The organism is Haloarcula limicola (genome assembly GCF_010119205.1).
Lineage (GTDB): Archaea > Halobacteriota > Halobacteria > Halobacteriales > Haloarculaceae > Haloarcula > Haloarcula limicola.
This window is the reverse complement of record NZ_WRXM01000001.1, coordinates 1,192,512-1,217,354: the sequence shown is the minus strand read 5'-3', so window position 1 is coordinate 1,217,354 and position 24,843 is coordinate 1,192,512. Positions and strand designations below refer to the sequence as shown.

24 protein-coding genes are annotated in these 24,843 nt (G+C 69.4%); 18 read left to right on the top strand and 6 right to left on the bottom strand.

Annotated elements, in window-relative coordinates; translation table 11 throughout:
- Nucleotides 1-13: 13 nt before the first annotated feature.
- Genes hutI through hutU form a run of 3 tightly spaced genes read right to left on the bottom strand, consistent with a single transcriptional unit; the run spans nt 14 to nt 3,920 of the window.
- Nucleotides 14-1,261 carry an imidazolonepropionase gene (gene hutI, locus GO488_RS06210; RefSeq protein WP_162316916.1) on the bottom strand — a complete coding sequence of 416 codons (1,248 nt, stop codon included), beginning with the start codon at nt 1,259-1,261 and terminating at the stop codon, nt 14-16.
- A complete protein-coding gene (gene hutG / locus GO488_RS06205) occupies nt 1,258-2,181 on the bottom strand; it encodes a formimidoylglutamase (protein WP_162316915.1) in 924 nt (307 codons plus the stop codon). Before hutG ends, hutI begins: the two co-directional genes overlap by 4 nt.
- Entirely contained in the window at nt 2,178-3,920 is a 1,743-nt protein-coding gene (gene hutU / locus GO488_RS06200; protein ID WP_162316914.1) for a urocanate hydratase, read from the bottom strand. Before hutU ends, hutG begins: the two co-directional genes overlap by 4 nt.
- An 82-nt stretch (nt 3,921-4,002) precedes the next feature.
- On the opposite strand from hutU, the gene GO488_RS06195 reads away from it, so the two are divergent.
- Entirely contained in the window at nt 4,003-4,647 is a 645-nt protein-coding gene (locus tag GO488_RS06195) for a helix-turn-helix domain-containing protein (RefSeq protein ID WP_162316913.1), read from the top strand.
- A gap of 63 nt (nt 4,648-4,710) precedes the next feature.
- Here the strand turns inward: GO488_RS06195 and GO488_RS06190 are convergent, their stop codons facing one another.
- Together GO488_RS06190 and GO488_RS06185 are read right to left on the bottom strand one after the other, a co-directional pair.
- Nucleotides 4,711-4,986, bottom strand: a complete 276-nt coding sequence (locus GO488_RS06190; protein WP_367398170.1) for an acylphosphatase — start codon at nt 4,984-4,986, stop codon at nt 4,711-4,713.
- A 134-nt stretch (nt 4,987-5,120) separates the two neighbouring features.
- Nucleotides 5,121-6,542, bottom strand: coding sequence for a YjiH family protein (locus GO488_RS06185; RefSeq protein ID WP_162316911.1), 1,422 nt, complete (start codon nt 6,540-6,542; stop codon nt 5,121-5,123).
- 136 nt (nt 6,543-6,678) lie between these two features.
- Between GO488_RS06185 and GO488_RS06180 the strand changes: the two genes are divergently transcribed.
- Complete coding sequence (locus GO488_RS06180) at nt 6,679-7,608, top strand: sulfide-dependent adenosine diphosphate thiazole synthase (RefSeq protein WP_162316910.1); 930 nt, start codon at nt 6,679-6,681, stop codon at nt 7,606-7,608.
- Between the two features lie 160 nt (nt 7,609-7,768).
- Here the strand turns inward: GO488_RS06180 and GO488_RS06175 are convergent, their stop codons facing one another.
- Complete coding sequence (locus GO488_RS06175) at nt 7,769-8,419, bottom strand: helix-turn-helix domain-containing protein (RefSeq protein ID WP_162316909.1); 651 nt, start codon at nt 8,417-8,419, stop codon at nt 7,769-7,771.
- A gap of 242 nt (nt 8,420-8,661) precedes the next feature.
- On the opposite strand from GO488_RS06175, the gene GO488_RS06170 reads away from it, so the two are divergent.
- The 16 genes from GO488_RS06170 (at nt 8,662) to GO488_RS06095 (ending at nt 24,823) form a co-directional block, all read left to right on the top strand.
- Complete coding sequence (locus GO488_RS06170; protein ID WP_162316908.1) at nt 8,662-9,285, top strand: hypothetical protein; 624 nt, start codon at nt 8,662-8,664, stop codon at nt 9,283-9,285.
- Complete coding sequence (locus tag GO488_RS06165) at nt 9,285-9,968, top strand: QcrA and Rieske domain-containing protein (protein WP_162316907.1); 684 nt, start codon at nt 9,285-9,287, stop codon at nt 9,966-9,968. Before GO488_RS06170 ends, GO488_RS06165 begins: the two co-directional genes overlap by 1 nt.
- Entirely contained in the window at nt 9,968-11,359 is a 1,392-nt protein-coding gene (locus GO488_RS06160) for a cytochrome b (protein ID WP_162316906.1), read from the top strand. Before GO488_RS06165 ends, GO488_RS06160 begins: the two co-directional genes overlap by 1 nt.
- Nucleotides 11,352-11,546 carry a DUF8120 family protein gene (locus tag GO488_RS06155; protein WP_162316905.1) on the top strand — a complete coding sequence of 65 codons (195 nt, stop codon included), beginning with the start codon at nt 11,352-11,354 and terminating at the stop codon, nt 11,544-11,546. The genes GO488_RS06160 and GO488_RS06155 overlap by 8 nt, the downstream gene beginning before the upstream one ends.
- On the top strand, nt 11,543-14,434 hold the full coding sequence (narG, locus tag GO488_RS06150; protein ID WP_162316904.1) for a nitrate reductase subunit alpha: 2,892 nt from the start codon (nt 11,543-11,545) through the stop codon (nt 14,432-14,434). Before GO488_RS06155 ends, narG begins: the two co-directional genes overlap by 4 nt.
- Nucleotides 14,431-15,489: a nitrate reductase subunit beta gene (gene narH, locus GO488_RS06145; protein ID WP_162316903.1), complete on the top strand. Its 1,059-nt coding sequence runs from the start codon at nt 14,431-14,433 to the stop codon at nt 15,487-15,489. Before narG ends, narH begins: the two co-directional genes overlap by 4 nt.
- Entirely contained in the window at nt 15,479-16,297 is an 819-nt protein-coding gene (locus GO488_RS06140) for an ethylbenzene dehydrogenase-related protein (RefSeq protein ID WP_162316902.1), read from the top strand. The genes narH and GO488_RS06140 overlap by 11 nt, the downstream gene beginning before the upstream one ends.
- A gap of 1 nt (nt 16,298) precedes the next feature.
- Nucleotides 16,299-17,015, top strand: a complete 717-nt coding sequence (locus GO488_RS06135; RefSeq protein WP_174242483.1) for a molecular chaperone TorD family protein — start codon at nt 16,299-16,301, stop codon at nt 17,013-17,015.
- Nucleotides 17,012-17,947: a DUF8068 family protein gene (locus GO488_RS06130; protein ID WP_162316900.1), complete on the top strand. Its 936-nt coding sequence runs from the start codon at nt 17,012-17,014 to the stop codon at nt 17,945-17,947. The genes GO488_RS06135 and GO488_RS06130 overlap by 4 nt, the downstream gene beginning before the upstream one ends.
- A complete protein-coding gene (locus GO488_RS06125; protein ID WP_162316899.1) occupies nt 17,944-18,780 on the top strand; it encodes a HEAT repeat domain-containing protein in 837 nt (278 codons plus the stop codon). The genes GO488_RS06130 and GO488_RS06125 overlap by 4 nt, the downstream gene beginning before the upstream one ends.
- A gap of 1 nt (nt 18,781) precedes the next feature.
- Nucleotides 18,782-20,149: a P-loop NTPase gene (locus tag GO488_RS06120; protein WP_162316898.1), complete on the top strand. Its 1,368-nt coding sequence runs from the start codon at nt 18,782-18,784 to the stop codon at nt 20,147-20,149.
- Between the two features lie 38 nt (nt 20,150-20,187).
- Nucleotides 20,188-20,874, top strand: coding sequence for a molybdenum cofactor guanylyltransferase (locus GO488_RS06115; RefSeq protein ID WP_162316897.1), 687 nt, complete (start codon nt 20,188-20,190; stop codon nt 20,872-20,874).
- 146 nt (nt 20,875-21,020) lie between these two features.
- Complete coding sequence (locus GO488_RS06110) at nt 21,021-21,542, top strand: HTH domain-containing protein (protein WP_162316896.1); 522 nt, start codon at nt 21,021-21,023, stop codon at nt 21,540-21,542.
- A 104-nt stretch (nt 21,543-21,646) separates the two neighbouring features.
- On the top strand, nt 21,647-22,414 hold the full coding sequence (locus GO488_RS06105) for a DUF7001 family protein (RefSeq protein WP_162317552.1): 768 nt from the start codon (nt 21,647-21,649) through the stop codon (nt 22,412-22,414).
- A 65-nt stretch (nt 22,415-22,479) separates the two neighbouring features.
- Complete coding sequence (locus tag GO488_RS06100) at nt 22,480-23,466, top strand: patatin-like phospholipase family protein (RefSeq protein WP_162316895.1); 987 nt, start codon at nt 22,480-22,482, stop codon at nt 23,464-23,466.
- 88 nt (nt 23,467-23,554) lie between these two features.
- Nucleotides 23,555-24,823 carry a glycosyltransferase family 87 protein gene (locus tag GO488_RS06095; protein ID WP_162316894.1) on the top strand — a complete coding sequence of 423 codons (1,269 nt, stop codon included), beginning with the start codon at nt 23,555-23,557 and terminating at the stop codon, nt 24,821-24,823.
- Nucleotides 24,824-24,843 lie beyond the last annotated feature (20 nt).

Here is a 24,843-nt window from a genome sequence, read left to right as displayed (position 1 = left end):
CGATACGTGCCACTCACTCATACGTTGTGCTCCCGCCCTCGGCGACCACGCGCCCGTCCGCGAGCACCCTCCCGACGACGTTCGTGCCGTACTGGTAGGGGACGTGGACGTGCGTCGGCGCGTCGAGAACGAGGATGTCGGCGGGCGCGCCCTCGCGGAGCGTCCCGCGGCCGTCCTCGCGGTCCAGCGCCAGCGCGGCGTTGCGCGTGCCCGCGATCAGCGCCTCGGCGGGCGTCGTCCGCATCTCGACGCAGGACAGCGCCATCGCGAACCCCATGCTGTGGCTGTGACAGTTGGGGTTGAAGTCCGTCGCCACGGCGAGCGGTGCGCCCGCGTCGAGGAACGCCTCGGCGTCGGCGTAGTCGGCACCGAGACCGAACGCCGTCCCGGGAAGCAGGACCGGCGTGACGCCCGACTCGACCACGGCGTCGATGTCCTCGTCGGTGGCGTGCAGGAGGTGGTCGGCGCTGGCCGCGCCCAGTTCGGCGGCCAGTTGCGTCCCGCCGATGTGGGCGAGTTCCTCGGCGTGGACCTTCGGCGTCAGCCCCGCGGCCTCGCCCGCTTCGAGGACGCGCCGGGACTGGGGGACGGAGAAGACGCCCTCCTCGCAGAACACGTCGCAGAACTCGGCGACGCCCTGCGACTCGACGGCCGGAATCTGCTCCTCGACGACTTCGTCGACGTAGTCGTCGGCGTCCCGTCCCTCGGGGACGGCGTGCGCGCCCATGAACGTCGGCACCACGTCGACGGGGTGGCGGTCGTCGGCGCGGCCGATGACGTCGAGCATCCGCAGTTCCGTCTCCGTGTCGAGGCCGTACCCCGACTTCACCTCGACGGTGGTCGTCCCGTGAGCGAGCATCGTATCCAGGTGGCCCAGCAGATTCGAGAGGAGCGTCTCGTCGTCTACTTCGCGGACCGCGCGCACGGTACGGAGGATGCCGCCGCCCTCGGCGAGGATGTCTTGATAGGACTTCCCGCGGAGCTTCGCGGCGAACTCGTCGGAGCGGTCGCCGGCGAACAGGCCGTGCGTGTGCGGATCGACGAAGCCCGGGAGGACGGCCCGGCCGTCGGCGTCGATGGCGCGGTCGGCGTTGGCGGGCGGATACTCGCGAGTCACGTCCGCGGTCGGGCCGACGGCCGCGATTTCGCCGTCCACGACCGCGACCGCGCCGTCTTCGACGGTCTCTAGTTCGCGACCGCTCTCCGCGGGGCCGACGACGAGTTCGTTCGCGCCGTGGACTACCGCGTCGAGGTCGGTCATCGCGCCGCCTCCAGCCCGGAGAGGAAGTGCGCGACGGCGCGGGCAGCGACGCGGGCGGTCCGGAAGCCGTCGTCTAGCGGCGGCGCGCACTCGACTACCTCGAACCCGGCGACCCGGTCGTGGGCCGCGACGTGGCCGAGCATCTCGAACAGTTCGCGCGTCGTGACGCCGCCGGGGGTCGGCGCGCTCACGCCCGGTGCGGCGGACGCTTCGAGAACGTCCAGATCGAGGCTGACGTACACCGAATCGACGTCGCCCATCGAGTCGAGGGCTTCGTCTACCGCCGCCTTCGGGTCTCGCTCGACGACCTCGGGTGCCACGACGCGCCCGTCCCGTTCCGCGACGTAGTCGTGGTACGCCGTCGAGGTCTCGAAGTGACGCGCGCCGACGACGGCGAAGGCGTCCAGCCCCGCCTCGTGGAGTTGGCGATAGGGCGTCCCGCTGGTGGGATCGCCTCGGACCTCGCGACAGTCCAGGTGGGCGTCGAAGCTGAGCGCCCCGAGCGTCCCGTCGGTCAGCAGGGGCGCGGCGTTCGGGACGGTGAGCGAGTTGTCGCCGCCGAGGAAGACCGGGAACGCGTCCGCGTCGTAGATGGCGGTCACGGTCTCCCGCACGGCAGACTGGACCGCCTCGACGCCGCCGTCGGGGATCCCGACGTCGCCGAGGTCGCCGACGGACGCCACCGGACCGCGCTCGACGTGGTGGGTCTTCGTCTCGGCGAGTTCCCGGCGGATGGCCGCAGGACCCTCCGCTGCCCCCTTCCGGCCGATGACCGCGCCGTCGTACGGTTCGCCGACGAGGACGGCGTCGTAGTCGCCCGCCGAAGCGAGCGTCGCCCCCTCGATCACGTCGCCGAACTGCTCGTCGTTCGGGTCCGCGGAGGGGCCGCCCCACTCCGGCGGCGCAGTGAGTTCGCTCATCGCTCGCGGTCCCGCATCGGCACGGCCACGTCGTCGGCGTCGGCCTGTTCGATCGCCTCGTCGTAGCCGGCGTCGGCGTGGCGAATCACGCCCATCCCGGGGTCCGTGGTGAAGACGCGCCTGGCCTTCTCGGCGGCGAGGTCAGAGCCATCGAGGACGACGTGGTTGTTCGTGTGCAGCGCGTTGCCGATGCCGACGCCGCCGCCGTCGTGGACGCTGACGATGTCCGCACCGGCCGCGCAGTTCAGCAGGGCGTTGAGGATGGGCCAGTCGGCGACGGCGTCGGAGCCGTCCCGCATCGCTTCGGTCTCGCGGTTCGGCGAAGCCACGCTGCCCGCATCGAGGTGGTCCCGGGTCACGACGATGGGGGCCGAGATCTCGCCCTCGGCGACGAGTTCGTTGATGCGAAGCGCGAACCGCGCGCGCTCGGTCAGACCGTCCTCCGTCGCGTAGCCGAGCCAGCACACCCGCGAGGGGAGCCCCTGGAAGGAGACCTGATCCTGTGCCAGTTCGATCCAGCGGTGCAGCGACTCCTTCCCGGGGAACAACTCCCTAACCGCCTCGTCGGTGCGGTGGATATCTTCGGGGTCGCCGGAGAGGGCGGCCCAGCGGAACGGTCCCTTCCCCTGACAGAACAGCGGCCTGATGTACGCGGGGACGAATCCGGGGAAGTCGAACGCGTTCTCCATCTTGCGGTGTTCCCGCACCTGTCCGCGGATGTTGTTGCCGTACTCGAAGGCGATGGCTCCGCGGTCCTGCATCTCCAAGATGCCCTCGACGTGGCGTTCCATCGTGTCGAGGCTCTCCTCGACGTATTTTTCGGGGTCCTCTTCTCGCAGTTCGTCGGCTTCCTCGACGGAGTAGCCCGAGGGGTAGTACCCCTCCAGTTCGTCGTGAGCGCTAGTCTGGTCGGTGATCACGTCGGGGACGAACCCGCGTTCGAGCATCTCCTCCAGCATGTCCGCGGCGTTCATGTGGACGCCGACGCTGTAGGCCTCGCCGCTCTCGGCGGCTTCTCTCGCCCGTTCGATGGCCTCGTCCAGGTCGTCGGTCTTCTCCTGACAGTAGTCCGTCTCGATGCGGCGGTCGATGCGTCGCTCGTCGACCTCGGCGGCGATGCAGACGCCGTGGTTCATCGTCACCGCGAGCGGCTGTGCGCCGCCCATCCCTCCGAGGCCGCCCGTGACGACTATCTTCCCGCGCAGGCCGTCCCCGTCGGGGTAGTGCTCCCGCGAGAGGGCCGCGAGCGTCTCGTAGGTCCCCTGGATGATGCCCTGCGTGCCGATGTACGCCCACGACCCGGCGGTCATCTGCCCGTACATGATGAGGCCCTTCGCCTCGAGTTCGTGGAAGTGCTCCCAGTCGTCCCACTTCCCGACGAGGTTCGAGTTGGCGATGAGAACCCGCGGGGCCTTCTCGTGGGTCTCGAAGCGGCCCACCGGCTTGCCGCTCTGGACGAGCAGCGTCTCGGTGTCGCCCAGTTCGCGCAGTTCGTCGACGATCGCGTCGTAGGCGTCCCAGGAGCGGGCGGCCCGCCCGGTGCCGCCGTAGACGACGAGGTCCTCGGGCCGCTCGCCGACCTCCGGGTCGAGGTTGTTGTTCAGCATCCGGAGGGCGGCCTCCTGTCGCCAGCCCTCGCACTCGATGTCCGTCCCGGTCGGTGCGCCCTGGTACTCGCGCCACTGCTCGGACGGTTCCCCGACCCCGTGGTCGTCCTCGGTCGCGGGTTGCTGTGACATGAACTGACGTACGACCGCGAACGGGATAGCGAAATCCCTCCGCACGGTGGTTATTTTATATAGCGCGTGCGTACTGGTAGCCATGTACGAGGCCGTCTTCCGCGTCGTCGGCGACGGGGCGTACGCGGTGGCCACCGACGACACCGACACGACCATCGAACTGTGGTGTAACGACCACCGCGACCTCTTGCACGTCAGCGGGCGCGGTGCCGACGCCGTGCTGGAGGAGGTGCGGGACACCGTCGGCGTCAGCGAGCAGTTGCGACAGGGCGACGAACTGGTGGTCGTCACCGCCGAGTGTCTCACGGCCCACCTCGAACACAACGTCGAGGGCTACCTCGCCGACCACGGCTGTCTGCTCGTCCCGCCGCTCAAATACACCGAGGGCGCGAAACTCGCCCGCGTCCTCGCGCTCGACGCCGAGTCGCTGTCCGCCGTGTACGCGGCGATGGCCGACGACTACGCGGTGACCGTCGAGTCGAAGCGCGAGATCAGGTCGGTGACCCCCGACGCGCCGCTATTGACGGTGGACGCGGTACTACCGGACCTCTCGACGCGCCAGCGCGAGGTGTTCCTGACGGCCTACGAGATGGGGTACTACGAGCTCCCGCGGGAGACATCGACGGCGGCGATCGCCGAGGCGGTCGGCGTGACGCGGCGGACGGCCGAGGAGCACCTGCGTCGCGCGGAGAAGAAGTTGACCGACGCGCTGGTGGCGTTTCTCTAAGGCGATCTCGGAGAACAGTTCTTCGCGTTCACCCCGGAGACGACGGGATTCGCCTGCCGACGGTCAGTGCTTCTCGAACCCGCCGAGGTCCCCCTGGGGGTCCCCCTCCTCGACCTCGATACCGCTCACGTCGGCCTTTATCGGCCCGCGCTCGCACCAGTCGATCATCGTGTTCACGTCTTCCTCGCGCCCCTCGAACAGCGCCTCGACCCGCCCGTCTTCGAGGTTCCTGACCCACCCCTCGACGTCGTGTGCGCGGGCGGTCTCGTGGGCGTTGTCGCGGAAGTGGACGTGTTGTACGTCCCCCTCGACGAAGACGTGAGCGCGTGATTCGGTCACGGAAACGTTTGCCTCCGGGGACGGAAGAACACTGTGTCTCATATATAACCGAGCGACGCGGAAGGCGCGCCCAGCGCCGTCGGTCTCCCGAGAGTACCGGGAAACGACCGCCGAGACAGGTGTCTACGCCGCCCTCAGAGGAAGCCCAGCGCCGCCAGCGCGTGCGTGATGCCCGCGATGAGCGGCAGGAGGATGACCGTCCGCATCACGAACAGCGCGACGAGCTCGCGGAAGCGGATCGGCACGTCGCTGAACATGTCCATGATCATCGGGCCGACGCTGGAGAAGAAGATGAGCTGAGACACCGCGAGCACCGCGACGAAGAACTTCGCCTTCGTCGCCGTCTCGGTCACCAGCAGGACGGGGACGTACATCTCCGTGATGCCGACGATGGTCGCGGGCGCGACGACCTCGGCGTTCGGGATGCCGAGCGCCGCGATGAGCGGCGTCAGCGGCTGCCCGAGGATGTCGAACAGCGGCGTGTGCGCCGACAGCAGCGTCGCCGCGAGGCCGACGGCGAGGATTGTCCCGAGAATGAGACTCGTCAGTTTCAGGCCGTCGACGAAGCCGCGCTTGGCGGCCTCCGCGAACGTCTCTCCCGCCTCGGCCTTGCCGACGGCCTCGCTGGTGGCGAGTCGGACGTAGTCGGTCGGCGACCCGGAGAAGGCGACTTCGGGGTCCGGTTCGGCGATGTACTCCTCGGGCGTCGTGGAGATGGGCGGCAGGCGCACGAGGATCGCGCCGGTGACGACGACACAGAGGAAGTACGCCCCGAAGACGAGGGGGAACAGCGGCAGAATCTCCAAGGTGGCGGCGACGACGCCGACGAAGCCGATGGAGACCGTCGAGAAACAGGTGGCGATGGTGAACACGTCGCGCTTGTGGTAGCCGCCGGCCTCGAAGACGTTGCGGGTGACGTAGAGGCCGACGCTGTAGGAGCCGACCCACGACGCGAGGCTATCCAGCGCCGCCCGACCGGGCACCTTGAACAGCGGTCGCATGATGGGCCGGGCGAGCGTCCCGACGAACTCCAGCCCCCCGAGCTCGACGAAGATGGTGATGAAGATCGCGCCGATGGGGATGATGACGCCGACGCTGTAGACCAGCGTGTTCCACATCAGGCCGCCGGTGCTCGGGGTATGTAACCACCCCGGCCCGAGCTTGAAGAACATCACCGGCGCGAGGACGAGGCCGGCGACGCGGAGCAACCAGAAGACAGTCGACGTCTCGAAGTACGAGACGTCGTATCCGCTCACTTCCCCGTCTCCGACCATCGCCAGCGTCGTCAACACGCCGCCCGCAACGATTATGGCCAGCGAGTACACCCCGACGGCGTCCGGGAACGTCCCGGTGATGTTGCTGACGACGATGTCGAACGGCACCGTCACCTCCCCCTGATACGGGACCGGGAGGAGGAAGAACACGCCCCCGATGAGGAAGGCGACGACGAACTTCGCCACCGGCCGTGTGTCGTACTCGTTCAGCTCTATCTCCTCGATGCTCTCGACCGCCGGCTCGGTGTCGACGGTGTAGGTGTTGCCTGTTTCGGTAGACATTACCACACACTACCGCGATCGAAGTGTTAGTTCCGGAACCACCCTGTGGCGGGTATTTTATAACTCATGCCGGGCGGTGTCGCGGCAGCCCCGCACCGCAACACCTATTTACCACACTAGAATATCACTAGGTGGTATGAGCGACTTCGATCAGTTCAGCGACGTCGGCGAGGCGGAAGTCACGCGCGCTATCGGTCAGGAGTGGACCGAGGAGTTCATGGACTTCTCGGACTCGGACGTCATCATCGTCGGGGGCGGTCCCTCGGGGCTGATGGCCGCCAAGGAGCTCTCGGAACGCGGCGTCCAGACGATGGTCGTCGAGAAGAACAACTACCTCGGCGGCGGGTTCTGGCTCGGCGGGTTCCTGATGAACAAGGTCACTGTGCGTGACCCGGCCCAGAACGTCTTGGAGGAACTCGACGTCGAGTACAAGCAGTCACAGGACAGCGAGGGCCTCTACATCGCCAACGGGCCGGAGGCCTGCTCCGGGCTCATCAAGGCCGCCTGCGACGCGGGCGCGAAGATGCAGAACATGACGGAGTTCACCGACATCGTCATCCGCGAGGACCACCGCGTCGGCGGCATCGTCATGAACTGGACGCCCGTCCACGCGCTGCCCCGCGAGATCACCTGCGTCGACCCCATCGCCGTCGAGGCGGACCTCGTCATCGACGCGACGGGTCACGACGCGATGGCGGTGAAGAAACTCGACGAGCGCGGCGTCCTGAACGCGCCGGGCATCGAGGACGCGAAGTCGAACTCGGGGATGGACCAGACCGGCGACGACACCTACGGCGCGCCCGGCCACGACTCGCCCGGCCACGACTCGATGTGGGTCGGCGAGAGCGAGGACGCCGTCGTCGAGCACACCGGCCTCGCCCACGATGGCCTCGTCGTCACCGGGATGGCGACCGCGACGACCTACGGGCTCCCGCGGATGGGACCGACCTTCGGCGCGATGCTCGTCTCGGGCAAGCGCGCCGCACAGGTCGCGCTGGACGAACTGGAGGTCGACGCCGAGGCGGTCGACATCACCAGCCGCGACGCCGCCCCCGCCGACGACTGACGGCGATCTCTCTGTGGGTTCCCTACTCGGTGTCCCGGCGACGGCCCCGCTGACTCTCCGCCGCCCTCCAGCGCTTCCGGTTCAGCCGCCGGCATCACTCGTCGTCGGACGGCTCGCTGGCGATTCGAACCCGTTCGGATAGCGCGTCGAGTCGCCGCGCTCAGTCCAGTTCGGCGGCGTCTTCCTCGAAGAGCGCGTCCATGAGTTTCGTCTGTGCGGCGGCGAGATGCCCCGCGAACGTCGAGGGGCAGACGTCCAGTTCGGCGGCGACCTCGCCGGCGTTGGCCTGTTTCGGCCGCTCGAAGTACCCCAGTTCGTGGGCCGTCCGTAGCACTTCGCGCTGCCGGTCGGTGAACGCCTGTTTGTCGACGAAGACGGGCTCCGAGTCGCCCTCGTCGGTACCGGACTGGCGCAGACTGCGGACGGTCACCGACTGTTCGCGGGTCCGGAGGTCGGCGACGACGTCGCGGAGTTCGGCGAGGTCGGCCGCGATGAACGTGACGAGGAGTTCGCCGTCCTCGGCGCTGATGTCCCGGACGGGGCAGTCGTGGCGCTCGACGCAGTCACACGCACAGCCCTGGTCCGCGGGTCGATCGAGCCGGTAGACGGTCTCGGCGTCGTAACTGAAGACCTCCTCGCCGGGGTGGTCGTCTCGCTCTACGGGTCCGTCGGTGGTCACCTCCAGCGGAATTCGACCCCGGGAGGGCTGACCGGTAGTGACCGACCGAACGCGGCGGTTTCGTCCGAATTCGACGACTGGACAGGCGGCGGGATCTCGCACCGTCACCGTGGCGAGGATTCCTGTCGGCATAGTGGGGTTTCCCCGGCACCGTTGTTAAGCGTTTGTCCGCTCCGTGACCCCTACTTAAATCACCCACATATAGTGTGTCGTTCTTTAACACGATTCGCTGCCGAAATCGAACTGAATTCGGGCAAGGGCTCCGGTCCGGGCCGGCGGTCGAACGGTGTCACGACGGCCGCGCGAGCAGCGTCGGGGCGGGCTTCAGCGTCCGAGCGGTGGTACCGATAGCGAACTGATTCGACCTGTATCCAATGCAACTGAGAACGATACTCATCGTCCTGGTGCTCCTGGCGGTCCTGCTCCCGATGTGGTTCGTCGCGCTGCACGGCGAACCGCCCTCCGAGGAGATCGAGATCGACCAGAGCGTCAACGAGATACGACCCCTCGAAGGGTTCGTGGAGACGCCGAACAAACTCTCGCCCAGTCAGGTGGGCGTCGTCGTCTGGGTGGCGCTGTTCGCCCTCGTCGGCGTACTCGCCTTCTTCCACCGGTTCATGAACGAGGCGGCGAGGCCCGACGCCGACGTCGACGCCGCGGTCGCCGACGGCGGGACCGTCAGTGGCGGGAGCGACACCGCTTCTGACGCTCGGTCCGGCGGCGTCTCGACGTTCCCGTGGTTAGAGACGGACGACCGCTGGATAACCGAGTATCACCCGCCGAGCGACGCCATCGAAGGGCTGGTCGCGATGGGCGGCCTGACGGTGCTCGCCATCACGTTCGCCGCGCTGTTCACCGGGGAGTACCTCACGCTGGCCCGGACGCAGTACTTCGGCGTCTACGCCTTCGGCATGTTCATGTCCCTGACCGGGCTGACCGTCTCGTACTACGCCTGGTTCATGCCCCACGTCGAGGTCGCCGAGCGGAGGGAGCACTGATGGCCGACGACGACCTCTTCGGCCGGGAGTACCCCGGCGGAGCGGAGCGCGAGGCGACCGACTGCTGTGTGGAGGGCGCTGACGACGCCGACGAACCGAGCATCTATCAGGCGTTCTGGCGGGACGCCCGCGGCGAGATGGAGCGGCGGGACTACGCCAAGGTGCTCGCGACCATCGGCGGCCTGACGGCGCTGGGGAGCCTCGCCGCGCCGCTCGCCAGCCTGACGCAGGTCTTCGAGCGGCAGTACACCGGCCCGGTGTACTCCGACGGCGTGGCGCTCGTGGACGCCGAGGGCGAGCAGATCGCCGAGGACCGCCTCGCGCCGGGCGAGCAGTTGACCGTGTTCCCGGCGAGCCATCCGGGTATCCAGCGCGCGCCGACGCTGCTCGTGCGGTTCGAGGAGAGGGAGTACGGCGGCGAGACGCGGGCGGAGTTCACCGTCGGCGGGTACGCCGCCTTCTCGAAGGTGTGCACCCACGCCGGCTGTATGGTAGCGGATCGGGACGGTACGACGCTGGTCTGTCCCTGTCACTCCGGCCGGTTCGACGCGCTCTCGGGGGCGACGGTCGTCGGCGGGCCGCCGCCGCGGGCGCTCCCGCAGCTCCCGATAACGCTGTCGAGCGACGGGTATCTGGTCGCCACGGGCGACTTCGAGGGGCCGGTCGGCCCCGGGGGCGAGTGATGAGTCGCAGCGAGCGCCTCTACGACTGGGTCGACGACCGACTCGACGCCGAGGGCGCACAGTCGTTCCTCGGGAAGGCCTTCCCCGCCGAGGACTCGTTCCTGCTGGGTGAGGTCGCGCTGTTCTGCTTCGGGATACTCGTCCTCACCGGGACGTTCCTCGGCTTCTTCTTCGAGCCGAGCACGACCGCCGTCGAGTACGAGGGCAGCGTCGCGCAGTTCCAGGGCGAGGAGCTGCCGGCGGCCTTCGCCAGCGTCCTGAATATCACCTACGACGTGCCCTTCGGGATGTTGCTCCGGCGGATGCACCACTGGGCGGCCCACCTCTTCGTCGCCTCGATGGCGCTGCACATGCTCCGGGTGTTCTTCACCGGGGCCTACCGGAACCCGCGCGAGCCGAACTGGCTCGTCGGCACGGGGCTGGCCGGCCTCTCGATGTTCGCGGCCTACACCGGCTACGCGCTCCCCTTCGACGAGTTCGCCAGCACCGCCGTCGGCATCGGCTACAACGTCGCGCTGTCGGTGCCGCTGATCGGCGAGACGCTCGCGCACCTGGTCTTCGGCGGGTCGTTCCCCTCCAGCGCGACGATCCCGCGGCTGTTCTTCCTGCACGTCTTCGTCCTGCCGCTGGCCATCGCGGGGCTGATCGGCGTCCACATGGCGATACTGATACGGCAGAAACACACCGAGGCCGAGCGCGACGAGGCGGTCCCCGGCCGGGAGCGAGTCGAGCGGGACGACGGGAGCGTCGTCGTCGGCCTGCCGGCCGTGCCGAACCAGACGGCGGTCAGCGCCGTCGTCTTCTTCCTCACGCTGGCGACGCTGTCGCTGCTGGCGGGGTTCCTGCCGGTGCACAACATCGCCGAGTACGGTCCCAACGACCCGGCGACGACGCCGTCGCTCATCATGCCCGACTGGTTCCTGATGTGGGGCTACGGCTTCCTGAAGCTCGTCCCCTCGTGGCTGAGCTTCGACGTGCTGGGCGTCCACGTCAGCTCGGAGTTCATCGGCGGCCTCGTCCTCCCCGGCATCGTCTTCGCGGTGGTGGCCCTCTGGCCCTTCATCGACTACGAGAGCGAGCAGCGCCACTTCTCGGCGAGCCCGCTCGCTCGCCCGTGGCAGACGGCCTGCGGCGTCGCGGGCGTGGTGTTCATCATGCTCGCCTCCATCGCCGGGATGGACGTCATCGTCGCGGAGATCGCCGGGACGACGACCGACGCCATCAAGCCGTATCTCATCGCGGCGCTCGTCCTGGGACCGCTCGCCGCGGGGGCGATAACCTACGCGGCGCTCCGGGGCGACGCCCCCGGCGGCGACCCCGAGCGGCCGACGGGGTCGGGGCCGGCGGACCGACCCGAATCGGCGACGAGCGGGGAGGGAGACGATGACTGACGGGCGCGCCTCGGGCGGACTCGCGCTCTCCGCGCGGCAGTATCGCTGGTTGGACCGGACGACGAAACTCGCCGGCGTCGCGCTGATCGCCGCCGGACTGGAGGCCGGCGGCGGCACGACGACCGGTCTCCTCTTCGCGACGCTCGGCGTCGCGTGCGGACTCGCTACCGTATTCATCTCACAATGAGCAACCAACAGGAGACGGACGACACGACACCCGACGATTTCAGCACCGGACGACGGAACTTCCTGAAGGGCCTCGGCGCGGCCGCGGCCGTCGGCGCGACCGGCATCGGCCTCGCGGACGACCGCTTCGCGATGGACGGCCTGGAGGTCGTCGACGACCCCATCGGCTCGTACCCCTACCGCGACTGGGAGGACCTCTACCGCGAGCAGTGGGACTGGGACTCGACGGCCCGTTCCACCCACAGCGTCAACTGCACCGGCAGCTGCTCGTGGGAGGTGTACGTCCGCAACGGACAGGTCTGGCGCGAGGAGCAGGCCGCCGACTACCCCCAGTTCGACGAGAGCCTCCCGGACCCGAACCCGCGGGGCTGTCAGAAGGGAGCGTGTTACTCGGACTACGTCAACGCGGACCACCGCGTGCTCCACCCGCTCAGGCGGACCGGCCAGCGCGGCGAGGGCAAGTGGAAGCGAATCTCGTGGGACGAGGCGCTGACCGAGATCGCCGAGGAGGTCGTCGACACCGTGCAGGACGAGCGCTACGACGCCATCAGCGGGTTCACTCCCATCCCCGCGATGAGCCCGATCTCCTTCGCCTCCGGCAGCCGCCTGATGTCGCTGCTCGGCGGCGTCTCTCACTCCTTCTACGACTGGTACTCCGACCTGCCGCCCGGCCAGCCGATCACCTGGGGAACCCAGACGGACAACGCCGAGAGCGCCGACTGGTACAACGCCGACTACATCATCGCGTGGGGGTCGAACGTCAACGTCACGCGTATCCCCGACGCGAAGTACTTCCTCGAAGCCGCCTACAACGGCACGAAGCGCGTCGGCGTCTTCACCGACTACTCTCAGACCGCTATCCACTGCGACGAGTGGCTGGGGCCTGACCCCGGCAGCGACACGGCGCTCGCCCTCGGTATGGCGCGGACCATCGTCGACGAGGGCCTCTACGACGAGGCCCACCTCAAGGAGCAGAGCGACATGCCGCTGCTCGTTCGGGAGGACACGGAGAAGTTCCTCCGGGCCAGCGAGGTCGCCGGGTTGCGCGTCGACGCCGACCGCCCCGACCAGGTGTTCGTGATGCGGGACGCCGACGGGAACTTGCGGGCCGCGCCGGGGTCCCTCGGCGCGCGCGACGGCCAGCACGACGAGACGGCGAGCATCGAACTGGACTTCGACCCGCAACTGGCCGTCGAGACGAGCGTCCGGACGACCGACTCGGGGACCGTCTCGGTGCGGTCGGTGTGGAACAACCTCCGGGACGAACTGTCGAACTACACGCCCGAGTACGTCCGGGAGGAGACCGAGGTCGGCCGGGAGACCCACCAGGAGATCGCCCGCGAGTTCGCCGAGGCCGAGCGCGGGAAGATAATCCACGGCAAGGGCGTCAACGACTGGTACCACAACGACCTGGGCAACCGCGCCATCCAGTTGCTCGTCACCCTCACCGGCCACATCGGTCGGCAGGGCACCGGCCTCGACCACTACGTCGGCCAGGAGAAGATCTGGACCCACGAGGGCTGGAACAAACTCAGTAACCCGGTCCCGGGCCGGAGCGTGCCCACGACGCTGTGGACGTACTACCACTGCGACGTGCTCGACAACGCGGACCGGCAGACCCGACAGCGCGTACAGACGGCCATCGACGAGGACTGGATGCCGGTGTACCCCGCCGAGCGGGACGAGGGTAACAGGCCCGACCCGAGCGTCCTGTTCATGTGGCGGGGCAACTACTTCAACCAGGCCAAGGGCAACGTCGCCATCGAGGAGCGGCTGTGGCCGAAACTCGACCTGATCGTCGACGTCAACTTCCGGATGGACTCCTCGGCGCTGTACAGCGACATCGTCCTCCCGACGGCCAGCCACTACGAGAAGTACGACCTGTCGATGACGGACATGCACTCGTACGTGCATCCGTTCACCCCCGCCGTCGAGCCGCTGGGCGAGGCCAAGACCGACTGGCAGATATTCCGCGAACTGGCCGCGAAGATACAGGAGGTCGCCCGCGAGCGGGACGCCCCGCCGGTCGCGGACAGGGAGTTCGACCGCGAGATCGACCTCCAGTCGATCCACGAGGACTTCCTCCGGGACCGGGAGAGCGGCGAGGACGACGCCCTCGGCGAGGACAGGGCGGCCTGCGAGTTCATCCTCAAACACTCCGAGGAGACCAACCCCGAGGGCACCGACGAGCGGATAACCTTCGAGGACATCGACGAGCAGCCGCGGCGCGTCCTCGCCGTCGGCGACCACTGGACCTCGGACTTAGCGGAGGGAGAGGCCTACACGCCGTGGCAGCGCTACGTCCAGGACAAGCAGCCCTGGCCGACCTTCACCGGCCGCCAGCAGTACTACATCGACCACGACTGGTTCCTGGAGATGGACGAGGAACTGCCGACGTACAAGCGCTCGCCGACGCTCCAGGACAAGTCGGAGTACCCGCTCAACTACGCGACGCCGCACGGCCGGTGGTCCATCCACTCGACGTGGCGGGACAGCGAGAAGATGCTCCGACTCCAGCGGGGCGAACCGGTCGTCCACCTGAACCCGGACGACATGGAAGAGCGCGGTATCGAGGACGGCGACACCGTCCGCATCTACAACGACCTCGGGGAGGTGGAGATCCAGGCGAAACGGTACCCGAGCGGCGAACCCGGAACAGCCCGGATGTACTTCGCCTGGGAGCGGTTCCAGTTCCCCGACCGGAACAACTTCAACTCACTCGTGCCCCTGTACATGAAACCCACCCAGCTCGTCCAGTACCCCGAAGACACCGGCGAACACCTCTACTTCAAGCCCAACTACTGGGGACCGACCGGCGTCAACAGCGACGTCCGCGTCGAAGTGGAGAGAATCGGCGACGGCGAGGCCGACGGAGGTGAGAGCCGATGAGCCAGACCGACGAGGGCGACGCCGTCGACCTCGCGGAGGGGATCGACCACCAGGTCGCGATGGTGATGGACCTGAACAAGTGCATCGGCTGTCAGACCTGCACGATTGCCTGTAAGACCAACTGGACCGACGGCGGCGGCCGCGAGTACATGTACTGGAACAACGTCGAGACCAAGCCCGGCCCCGGCTACCCGCGCGACTGGGAGGAGATGGGCGGCGGGTGGGAGTCCGACGAACACACCGAACGGAGCCCCGGAGACCTCCCCAGCGAGGAGGACTACGGCCGGCCGTGGGAGTTCAATCACGAGCAGGTGATGTTCGAGGGGAGCGACGAACCGCTGCGGCCAATGGACAACGCCGAGTGGGGACCGAACTGGGAGGAGGACGAGGGGGCCGGCGAGTACCCCAACTCCTACTACTTCTACCTCCCGCGCATCTGTAACCACTGCACGCACCCCTCCTGCGTCGAGGCCTGCCCCCGGTCGGCGCTCTATAAGCGCGAGGAGGACGGCATCGTCCTCGTAGACCAGGACCGCTGTCGGGGCTACCGCTACTGCGTCGAGGGCTGTCCGTACAAGAAGGTGTACTACAACGCGATGAAGAAGACCTCCGAGAAGTGCATCTTCTGTTACCCCCGCATCGAGGGCGAGGGGCCGGACGGCGAGGTGAAGCCGCCCTCCTGTGCGGCGGACTGTCCGCCGCAGCTCCGGATGGTCGGCTTCCTCGACGACGAGGAGGGACCGATCCACAAGCTCGTCAACGAGTACGAGGCGGCGGTCCGACTGCACCCCGAGTACCGCACCGAGCCGAACGTCTACTACATCCCGCCGTTCGCCCCGCCCCAGCACTCCGACGCGGGCGAGTCGCTGGACGCCGAACGCATCCCCCGGAACTACCTCGAAGAGCTGTTCGGGCCGGCGGTCAACGAGGCGTTGAACACCATCGAACGCGAGCGGAACCGGGTCGAACGCGGCGAGGAGAGCGAACTGATGGAGATGCTGACCACGACCGACACCGCCGACCAGTACCGGCTGGAGGTCTTCGATGACGGGTAGGGAACTCCGGCTGGCGGGGCTGCTCGCCGTCGGGTTGCTCGCCGCGACGGTCGTGGCTCCGATGACCGTCGACGCCCGGCCGGCCTTCGAGATCCCGGTGCACTACGCGACCGACGGCGACTCCCTCGACAGGGTGGACGGCGAGGAGTGGGGGCGGGCACCGCCGGTGACGGTCCCGATGAGCAGCGCCGGCGCGGCCGTCCCCTCGGCGGACAACACGACCGTCGAGCAGATCCAAGTCTCGGCCGCGCGGACCGACGACCGCCTCTACCTCCAAGTCGAGTGGGCGGACCCGACGAACGACACGTCCGCGGCGAGCGTCCGGGAGTTCGCCGACGCCGTGGCCGTCCAGCTGCCGACGGACCCGGCGGAGCGGCCGCCAATCGCCATGGGCGGGACGGACAACACGGTCAACGTCTGGTACTGGAGCGGCTCCGGGCAGACCCAGGAACTGCTGGCCGGCGGACCCGGGTCGACCACACAGTTCCGCAACGGCACCGTGGCGACGAACTACACCCACACCGACGGCCGCTGGGAGGTCGTCTTCTCGCGCTCGCTGTCGGCCCCCGGCGAGAACCGGACGACCGTCCCGAGCGACCGGGACGTGGACGTGGCCTTCGCGGCGTGGAACGGGTCGAACATGGAGCGGTCGGGCCAGAAGTCCACGAGCCAGTGGTACTACCTCGCGCTCGGCCCCGGCCCCGAGGGACCGCCCTACGAGGCCATCCTCTGGGCGATCGCCGGCATCGGCATCGTCGTCACGACGCTCGTGACGGTTCAGGGCGTCCGCCGAACGGGGGGTGACTGACGTGGCGACCCCCGATTCCGACCGATCGCCGGCGGAGACTGACGAGCGACGACCGCCCGAGGGCGTCGCCGTCGAACCGGCCGCTCGCGGCGGCGTCTACGCCCTCCTCGCGACCCTCTTCGCGCAACCGGACGAGGAGCTGTATCGCGACTTGGAGCGCGGCGCGGTGACGGCGGAGTTCGAGCGCCTCGTCGATCGCTCGGGGCTCGACGTGGCCCCGCCGGATTGTGCGGTCGAGGACGACCACGACACGCTGTCGGCGCGGTTCAACGACCTGTTCGTCGTCGGCTACTCGGAAGTCGTCGACAAGACCGACGGGACCGTCGCCAACGAGGGGCCGCCGGTCTCGCTGTACGAATCGGATTATCGTCCGGAGGTCTCCTGGAACGACGTCAACCTCGACCTGGCGCGAGCCTACGAGCACTTCGGCTGTCAGGTCGACGAGGAGGTCCGGCGCAACCACGACCACCTCCGCCTGCAACTGGAGTTCGCGGGCTACCTCTGCCGGCGCGAGGCCGCCGTCGACCCGGGCGTGGCCGCCGCCCGCCTCGACTTCCACGACCGGCATCTCCGAGTCATCTCGGAGGGCATCGCCGACGCGATGGGAACCGAACCCGGAACGGGGCTGTTCGGCCGGCTCGCCGACTTCCTCGACCGCTTCACGGCGGCGGACGTCGAAGACTTGGCCGCCCGGCGCGAGGGGGGTGATGGCGCGTGAGCAGTGAGACGCGGCGAGCGAACCCGAACGGCGATTCGGCGTTTTCCCCGGCGCGGATCGCTTCGGCGCTCGCGGGCGAGCGCCACCGGGCCGTCCGCGCGGCGGGTGCCGTCGCGCTGGCGGCGGTCGCGCTTCGGACCGCCGTTCACGTCCTCCACAACGTCCCGTTCGACCCGGTGACGTTCGGACCGACGATCCGGGCGGGCGTCGCGCTCGGCACGCCGCTCGTCCTGGCGCTCGCGCTGGTGGCGTGCGCGCTCGCCGCCACCGCGGCACCCGCCCGCGTCGGGTTGCTGTTCGCGGGCGTCTTCGGGCCGATGGCCGTCCTGAGCGACGCCGCGACGCTGCCGGCCGTCGCCGCCGTCACCGTCGGCGGCGGGCTGGCGCTGCTCGGGACGCTCGGCGTCCCCGCGTCCCGGGACGACTGGCCGCGGTGGATCGTCGCCGCCGGCCTCGTCGCCGCCGTCGCCGTCTCGCTCGGGAGCGGCGTCGGCGTCGTCGACGGCGGATTCCGCGCGCTCGGCGCGGCGCTCGCGCTGGGGAGTCTCGCCGTCCTCCCGCTGGGGACGGCGGTCGACCGCGCTGGCGCGGCGGCCGGCGGCGTCGGATTCGCCGCCGTCGCCCTCGCGAGCGGTGCGAAGCCCTACGTCGTCGGCAGCGCGCTCGTGACCGGTTTCGCCGTCGTCGGCGTCCCGCACGTCCTCGTCGCGCTCGCCGTCGCCGGCGCGGTCGCGGCCGCCGTCACGGGCGTTCGACGGGACGCGCTCTCGCCCTCGCTCGCGGTCGGCGCGTCGCTGCTCCTGTTGGCGGGCGTCCCGGCCACGCTCCCGCGGGCGATGGCGGTGCTGGTCGGCGCGACGCTGGCGGTGCTCGACCGCGAGGCCTTCGAGCGTCCGGACCCGGCCGCCGCGACCGCGGAGGGGTCGGCATGAGAGACGAGGAGGAGGCGACCGACGGCCCGACCGACCCGCGCGTCCACCCGGAGGAGAGCCCGGGGTTCGGCGTCGACCCCGACGGCCTCGAAGACATCGAGGTGGACCGGGACGTCACCATCGGCGAGGCGACGCCCCGGGAGCTACAGGCGACCGACATCCGCCCGGTCGCCGACGACTCCGTCGAGGAGAAGATCCGGGCCCTCGCGGAGGGGGACGTCGTCGAGCGCCGCCGCGTCGCGCTCGCGCTCGGCGAGGAATCCGCGAGCGAGGGGCTGCTGGACGCGCTCGTCGGCGTCGGGCTGACCGACGACGACGCCGACGTGCGGCAGTTCGCCGTCGAGTCGCTCGGGAACCTCGGCGGCGAGCGGGCCGGCGTCGCCGCCGTCGAGACGCTCGGCGACGAGAACCCGTGGGTGCGCGCGGAGGCGCTCGTCGCGCTGGACCGCATCGACAGGGAAGCCTTCGAGTCCCACATCGAGGCGGCCCTGGAAGACGACCACCACGCTGTCCGCCGGAACGCCGCCGTCTCGCTGTTTAAGCTCCGCGGCGAGGACACGCTCGATATCCTGCTCGAACAGTCACGCGACGAGAGCGAGCGGGTTCGAGAGTGGGCCGCGCACCTGCTGGCCGGCGTCGACGACGACCGCGCCGAGGCCCGGCTCACCGAACTGGCGAGCGACGACGCCGAACCGGCGGTCGTCCGGAGCACGGCCGCCCGGTCGCTGGAGGCCGACCCCGGCAAGTTCCGGCGACAGTTCACCGGCGGCACCGAACAGGACAGCGCGCAACGCCCCGGCGAGAGCCGACTGAACCGACGACCCGACCTCTGACATGTCACAGGACCCATCGACGAACGAACGCGGAGACGGACCGGCCGCGGAGGAATCGACCGACGACCGACCGACGAACGACGAGACTGTCGACCGGCCTGACGCCGACGAACCGAACGCGGGTACCGATCTGTCGGACGCCGTCGAGGCGGCGCTCAGGCAGGTCCGGGACCCGGAGGCCGACGTCACCGTCTTCGAGGCGGGGCTGATCGAGGACGTCCGCGTCGCCGACGGCGACGTGACCGTCGAGGCGGACCTCGGCGACTTCCCGCCGCGGGAGGCGGAGGCGGTCACAGCGACGATGGTCCGAGCCCTCTCGGACGTAGAGGGCGTCCAGCGCGCCCACGTCGAACACGTCGATCCCACGCCGGACGTCGAGGGCCGGGAGGCGGGGATCACCACCGCCGACCGCGTCGTCGCCGTGGCGAGCGCGAAGGGCGGCGTCGGGAAGACGACCGTCGCCGCGAACCTGGCCTGCGCGCTGGCCGCCGACGGCGACGACGTGGGCCTCTTCGACGCCGACATCCACGGACCGAACGTTCCGGAGTTGCTGTCGGTCAGCGGGCCGGTCCACTCCGACGAGGACGGCAACCCGATTCCCGTCGACGCCGACGGGCTGGACGTGATGAGCGTCGGGCTCATGTCCTCCAGCGCGCCGCTGGCGTGGCGCGGCGCGATGGCCCACGACGCGCTCTCGGAGCTGTTCGAGGAGACGGCGTGGGACGATCCGGACACCGTCGTCCTCGACTTGCCGCCTGGGACGGGCGACATCGCGCTGACGACGCTGCAGGAGGTGCCCGTCGACGGCGTCGTCTTCGTGACCACGCCGTTCCACGCCGCCGTCTCGGACACCCACCGCTCGATTCAGCTGTTCCGCGAGAACGACGTCCCGGTGCTCGGCGTCGTCTCGAACATGGGCGAGTTCGTCTGTGAGGGCTGCGGAGAGGTTCACGACCTCTTCGACGGCGAGGACCCGATCGACGCCCTCGACGCCCCACTGCTCGCGGACATCCCGTTCGACGGCGAGATGCAGGGGACGCCGAGGCCCGCCGCCGACGGCGTCCCGTCTCACGCTCGGGAACTCGGTGACGCGGTGCGAGAGCGGCTCGCCGACATCTGGGACGTGGACGTGCCCGACCGCGCGGTGGACCTCAGGGGCGTCGCGCCGGCGGACCGTCACGAGCGGGTCCGAGCGGGGTTCGAGGCGCTCGACTCGGGCACGGAGTTCCACGTCGTGAGCGACCGCAATCCGGCGGCCGTCCGCGAGTACCTGCTCGACGTCGCCGGCGAGGGGGTCGAGTCGCTGGAGCGCTTCGAGGTGAGACAGCAGAACCCCGAGACGTGGATCGTACGTACGGTCCGGCCGTGAGCGAGTGAGTTTTGGGCCGGCCGCTCCTCGGACCGCGTGTGACCGACCGCGCCGATTCGAACGCCGGAACAGCGACCGGGAGCGGTGCTTCCGCAACGCTCGACGGCGTTCGGGGCGTCGTCCTCGCGGGCGGGCGGAGCAGGCGGTTCGGCAGCGAGAACAAGGCGCTGGCGACGCTCGACGGGACGACGCTGCTCGAACGCGCAGTGACCGCCCTCGAAGCCGCCACCGGCGCGCCACCGCTCGTCGCCGTCCACGACGAGGCACAGCGGTCGCAATACGACGCGGTACTCGACGGCCGAGACGTGACGTACGTCTACGACAGTTCCGACTTCGAGGGACCGGTCGCCGGGCTCGCGGCCGCGGCGAGGGCCGCCGACGAGGCGTGGCTGTTCGCCTGCGGCTGTGACATGCCGCTCGTCTCGGTCGACGTCGTCCGGTGGCTCGGCGGCGAACGGGCCGAGGGCGACGACGCAGTCTGTCTCGAAACCGACGACGGACCCGAGCCGTTGCACGCCCTCTATCGGAGGGACGCGGTGACGGCCGCACTCGCCGACCTCCCCGCCGCCGCCGGGCTCCGGGCGCTGTTGTCGGCGCTTCCGAACTGCCGCTCGGTGGCCGCCGCGGACGCTCCGCCGGGCCTCGACGCCGCTCGGTCGGTCCTGAACGTGAACACGAAGGACGCCCTCCGCTCGCTCCGGGTCGATCTCGCCGGCGAGCGGTGAGGTGGGCTCGATGACGCGCTCCGACGCGGCGGACAGCCGACGCTCGGCTCGTATTTAATCAGACTAGTTTATGAATGTCAACTAATATCATATTCATACAAACGATTATGTCCCTTTAGCCGAGATATGGTTGTGATTGACAATCAATGTCGAACGAAAGAAGACGAACGGACGGAAACCGTACCGAACTACCCGCGTCGGTCGGGCTGACGGTCGACCTGTGGACCCGACGCCCGGTCTGCGGTCCGCGGGCGACGGTCATCGACCGCCTGAGTAGCCTCCGAACCGCGGAGGTGATCGACGACTTCTCGGTGACGACGTGGCCCGAGGAGATCGTCGTTTCCGGGCGGACCAACCACAGCGAGCTGCTCGACACGGTCGACGACTTCGAGGAGTGGGCAGCGGAGCACGGGCTGACGCTTCGCCCGCCCTTCGAGACGCGGACGGCGTCGCTACTGGTCGGCGGGAGCAAGGAGGTATTGACGACGCCGATGATGCTGGCCGCCGCCTACGAGGACGGCGAACTCGTCGGCGTCTACCCCTGTGCCGACGGCGAGCGGACGTGGACCATCGGGGAGTTCTTAGACGCGCTCGAACGCGACTCGACGCCGCTCCCCGACGCCGACGAAGGAGAGATGATCGAGGTGTCCGAAGGGGGGACGCCGTAATCCGGGCTATCGCTCCAGGTGTGGGACGCTCAGAGGTCATGCGACGAAGGGGAACTCCGCGGCTCCGCAACTGGTATATCTCGGTGGTACCACTCTCAGATATGATCAAGCAGGTCTCGCTCTATCGCGCCCCGACGACCGAGGCGGACGCCGACGCCATCGCGGCGTGGCTGTCGGAGCGGATCGACGCCGGGGTGGCGGTCCGCGACAGATTTCTCTCCCGCCACGCGGACGGTGACCTCCCCGAGGAACTGGCCGGCGTGCGCGTGCTGGACCCGTACGACTCCGAGACCGGCAACACCATGTTAGGCGTGGTCCGCTACGAGGAACGGGCTATCGAACACCCTGAACGGGCGGGCGGCGTCATCTACGACGGGCAGGCGCTCCAGCGGTCGCTCCACCGACGGATTCCCGCCGACGAGCGATCGCTCTCGCACCTCCACGTCCCGCTGCTGGACCGCGTCGTGGGGACGTGGGGCGATCACGACGGCCGGTGGCACAAGCGCGTGAACGTCCTCGGGCAACCGGCGCTGGTGTCGGTGCCGGGGCTGTACGAAGCGCCGGCGAAACCCGAGAGCTACTACAGGGAACAACAGCGACACGCGTTGCTGTCCGGCGACGCCCCGCCCCGCGAGGTCCTCGAAGAACAGGTCGAGGGGGAGTTCCTCGTCGCCGACGATCCGCGGACGACCGACGCGCTGAAAGGGTACGTCCTGCAGGCGTATCACTACCTCTCGACGGGCGAGGCGTTCTGCGACGACGGGGGCTGTCGCCTCCACAACGCCCACCGCCAACCCGCCGTCGTCGGCGCGCAGTTGCGAGGGACCGAGTTCTGTTCGCGTCACGCCAAGCGGTATCGGCCGCCGGCGTGACCGGCGCGCTCGTTTAGCAATCATGGTCGCCGTTTACGTACCGAGCGGGTCACTCACCGACAGAGATGGTTCCTGACCGTAGCGACGCGACGACGGTGGCGCTGGCCTGTCAGGGCGGCGGCTCACACAGCGCGTTCTGTGCCGGTACCCTCCAGACCCTGCTCGTCGACCTCCCGGAGGAGTACGAGATAATCGGCTTCAGCGGCACCTCCGGCGGCGCGCTCTGTGCGACGACGGCGTGGTACGGCCTGCTCGAAGACGGACCGGACGGGGCCGCCGACCGCCTCGAAGCGCTCTGGTCCGACGTGGCGGCGCGGACCCCGCTGGACCGGGCCGTCAACGAGGCGGCCAGATGGACGATCGCGCTCGACAACGGCGGCGTCCCGGTGCCCGACGTGAGCCCGTACCTCTCGCCGGCGTCCGAGATCGCCCGGCGCGACCTCCGCCGGTCGATCGAGTCCGTGGTCGACTTCGACCGTATCCCCGAACTGGCGGCCGGCCCGAGCCCGCGACTGCTCGTCAGCGCCGTCGACGTGACCGGCGGCGACGCGCGCATCTTCGCCGACGGGGACGTGACCGCCGACGCGCTGCTGGCCTCCGCCGCGGTCCCGCTGCTGTTCGAGGCGGTCGAGATCGACGGCAGCCCGTACTGGGACGGCATGTTCGCCCAGAACCCGCCGGTGACGAACTTCCTCTCCGGCGTCGAGGACGCCGACCGCAAACCCGACGAGGTCTGGGTCCTCCGGGTCGCGCCCGAACGCCGCGAGGAAGTGCCCAGCTCGCTGCGGGCCATCGCGGACCGACAGAACGAGCTCTCGGGCAACCTCGCGCTGGAGAAGGAACTGGCCTTCATCGACCGGATCAACGAGTGGGTCGCCGAGGGCCGGCTCGACGGCGAGCGCTACAAGCGCGTCGCGGTCGAACAGCTCAGGCTCGACGCCGACCTCCCCCTCTCCTCGCGGTTCGACCGCTCGCCGTCGTTCATCGAGGACCTCTTCGAGCGCGGCCGCGCGACGGCGAGCGAATTCCTCGATTCGAAAGCGAGCGAGTGACGGACCGCGGCGGACGGCGACCGACGCGTTGAAGCGGCCGGTGGCTGGAGTATCGGGTACTCCGACGACTCGTCCCCTACCTCCACCCATGTCCGATTCGCTCTCTCGCACCCGCCGCGACGTCTGGCTCGCGCTCGGCACCGCCCTCCTCCTCGGCGTCGCGCTCGGGGCGTACTACGTCCTCGCCCGCCCGGTCAAAGTCGGGCTGAACTACCGCGTCTACGACGTGGCCGCGCGGACGGCGCTGGCCGGCGGCGACTTCTACGCCGCGGCCTCCCCCGAGAACTTCCACTACCTCTATCCGCCGGTGACGGTGCTCGCGTTTGTCCCGCTGGCGTGGCTGGGACCGTGGCCCGTCGGCTACGCCGTCGTGACGCTCGCCTCGCTCGTGGTCACCGCCGTGCTGACGCATCTGCTCGTCGGATACATCGAGTCGCTCGGTCACCGCATCCCGACCGCCGACCGACTCCTGCTCGGGACGTACCTCCTCGTCTCCGTCCACTCGGTCCCGTCGCTGGCCTACGGGCAGGTGAACCACCTGCTGGTCGCCGCCTTCGCCGCCGGACTGGTCTGGCTCGAACGCGACCGGGAGCGGCTCGCGGGCACGGCGCTGGCGCTGCCCGCCTTCGTCAAAGTGTTCCCGGCGGCCATCGGCCTCTGGCTCCTCCGCGAGCGCGCGTGGCGGGCGATCGCGGCCGCCGTCGCCGCCGCGAGCGCTCTCACGATCGCGGGACTCGCGGCGTTCGGCCTCGACACCTACCGGACCTACGCCTTCGACGTCCTGCTCGCCCGCCGAGACACCGACGCCTTCGTCGGCGGATTAGACCCCGGGATCAGCTACGTCACGCTCCGGCGGCCGCTGTCGGTCGCCTTCCCGGCGGTCGACCCGACGTGGTACGCGGTCGGCGCGGCGGCCCTGCTCGCGCCCGTCGTCGCCCTCTGCTACTGGCGGGTCCGCGGCGTCACCGACCGCCTCGTCGCGCTGTACGCCACCGTCACGGCGATGCTGCTGTTCTTCCCGTCGCTGTTGCTCTACTACGTCTACCTGACGTTCCCGCTCGTCGCCCTGCTGTATCACCTCCCGCGCGGGTGGGGCCGACGACTGTTCGTCGCCGGCACCGTCCTCGCCAACGTCTCGCTGTCCTTCAGAACCGTTCCGCAGGTGCTCGGTCTCGCGCCGTTTTCCCCGGCGACGGCCGACGCCGTCGCGGCGACGCTCCGCCCGGTGTTCGCGGTCGGGACGCCCGTGCTGTACGGCTGTCTCCTGACGCTGCTCGGTTGCGTCGTCTACCGAATGGAGACCGGCGGACTGGCGATACCGGACACCCTCCGCAGAACCGATACGACCGACCGCTGACTGACCGGCGCGGCCGACCG

What these genes read in the sequence shown, in the direction of transcription:
- hutI (WP_162316916.1), bottom strand. Translation starts at nt 1,261, where the DNA reads ATGACCGACCTCGACGCGGTAGTCCACGGCGCGAACGAACTCGTCGTC.
- hutG (WP_162316915.1), bottom strand. Translation starts at nt 2,181, where the DNA reads ATGAGCGAACTCACTGCGCCGCCGGAGTGGGGCGGCCCCTCCGCGGAC.
- hutU (WP_162316914.1), bottom strand. Translation starts at nt 3,920, where the DNA reads ATGTCACAGCAACCCGCGACCGAGGACGACCACGGGGTCGGGGAACCG.
- GO488_RS06195 (WP_162316913.1), top strand. Translation starts at nt 4,003, where the DNA reads ATGTACGAGGCCGTCTTCCGCGTCGTCGGCGACGGGGCGTACGCGGTG.
- GO488_RS06185 (WP_162316911.1), bottom strand. Translation starts at nt 6,542, where the DNA reads ATGTCTACCGAAACAGGCAACACCTACACCGTCGACACCGAGCCGGCG.
- GO488_RS06180 (WP_162316910.1), top strand. Translation starts at nt 6,679, where the DNA reads ATGAGCGACTTCGATCAGTTCAGCGACGTCGGCGAGGCGGAAGTCACG.
- GO488_RS06175 (WP_162316909.1), bottom strand. Translation starts at nt 8,419, where the DNA reads ATGCCGACAGGAATCCTCGCCACGGTGACGGTGCGAGATCCCGCCGCC.
- GO488_RS06170 (WP_162316908.1), top strand. Translation starts at nt 8,662, where the DNA reads ATGCAACTGAGAACGATACTCATCGTCCTGGTGCTCCTGGCGGTCCTG.
- GO488_RS06165 (WP_162316907.1), top strand. Translation starts at nt 9,285, where the DNA reads ATGGCCGACGACGACCTCTTCGGCCGGGAGTACCCCGGCGGAGCGGAG.
- GO488_RS06160 (WP_162316906.1), top strand. Translation starts at nt 9,968, where the DNA reads ATGAGTCGCAGCGAGCGCCTCTACGACTGGGTCGACGACCGACTCGAC.
- GO488_RS06155 (WP_162316905.1), top strand. Translation starts at nt 11,352, where the DNA reads ATGACTGACGGGCGCGCCTCGGGCGGACTCGCGCTCTCCGCGCGGCAG.
- narG (WP_162316904.1), top strand. Translation starts at nt 11,543, where the DNA reads ATGAGCAACCAACAGGAGACGGACGACACGACACCCGACGATTTCAGC.
- narH (WP_162316903.1), top strand. Translation starts at nt 14,431, where the DNA reads ATGAGCCAGACCGACGAGGGCGACGCCGTCGACCTCGCGGAGGGGATC.
- GO488_RS06140 (WP_162316902.1), top strand. Translation starts at nt 15,479, where the DNA reads ATGACGGGTAGGGAACTCCGGCTGGCGGGGCTGCTCGCCGTCGGGTTG.
- GO488_RS06125 (WP_162316899.1), top strand. Translation starts at nt 17,944, where the DNA reads ATGAGAGACGAGGAGGAGGCGACCGACGGCCCGACCGACCCGCGCGTC.
- GO488_RS06120 (WP_162316898.1), top strand. Translation starts at nt 18,782, where the DNA reads ATGTCACAGGACCCATCGACGAACGAACGCGGAGACGGACCGGCCGCG.
- GO488_RS06110 (WP_162316896.1), top strand. Translation starts at nt 21,021, where the DNA reads ATGTCGAACGAAAGAAGACGAACGGACGGAAACCGTACCGAACTACCC.
- GO488_RS06100 (WP_162316895.1), top strand. Translation starts at nt 22,480, where the DNA reads ATGGTTCCTGACCGTAGCGACGCGACGACGGTGGCGCTGGCCTGTCAG.
- GO488_RS06095 (WP_162316894.1), top strand. Translation starts at nt 23,555, where the DNA reads ATGTCCGATTCGCTCTCTCGCACCCGCCGCGACGTCTGGCTCGCGCTC.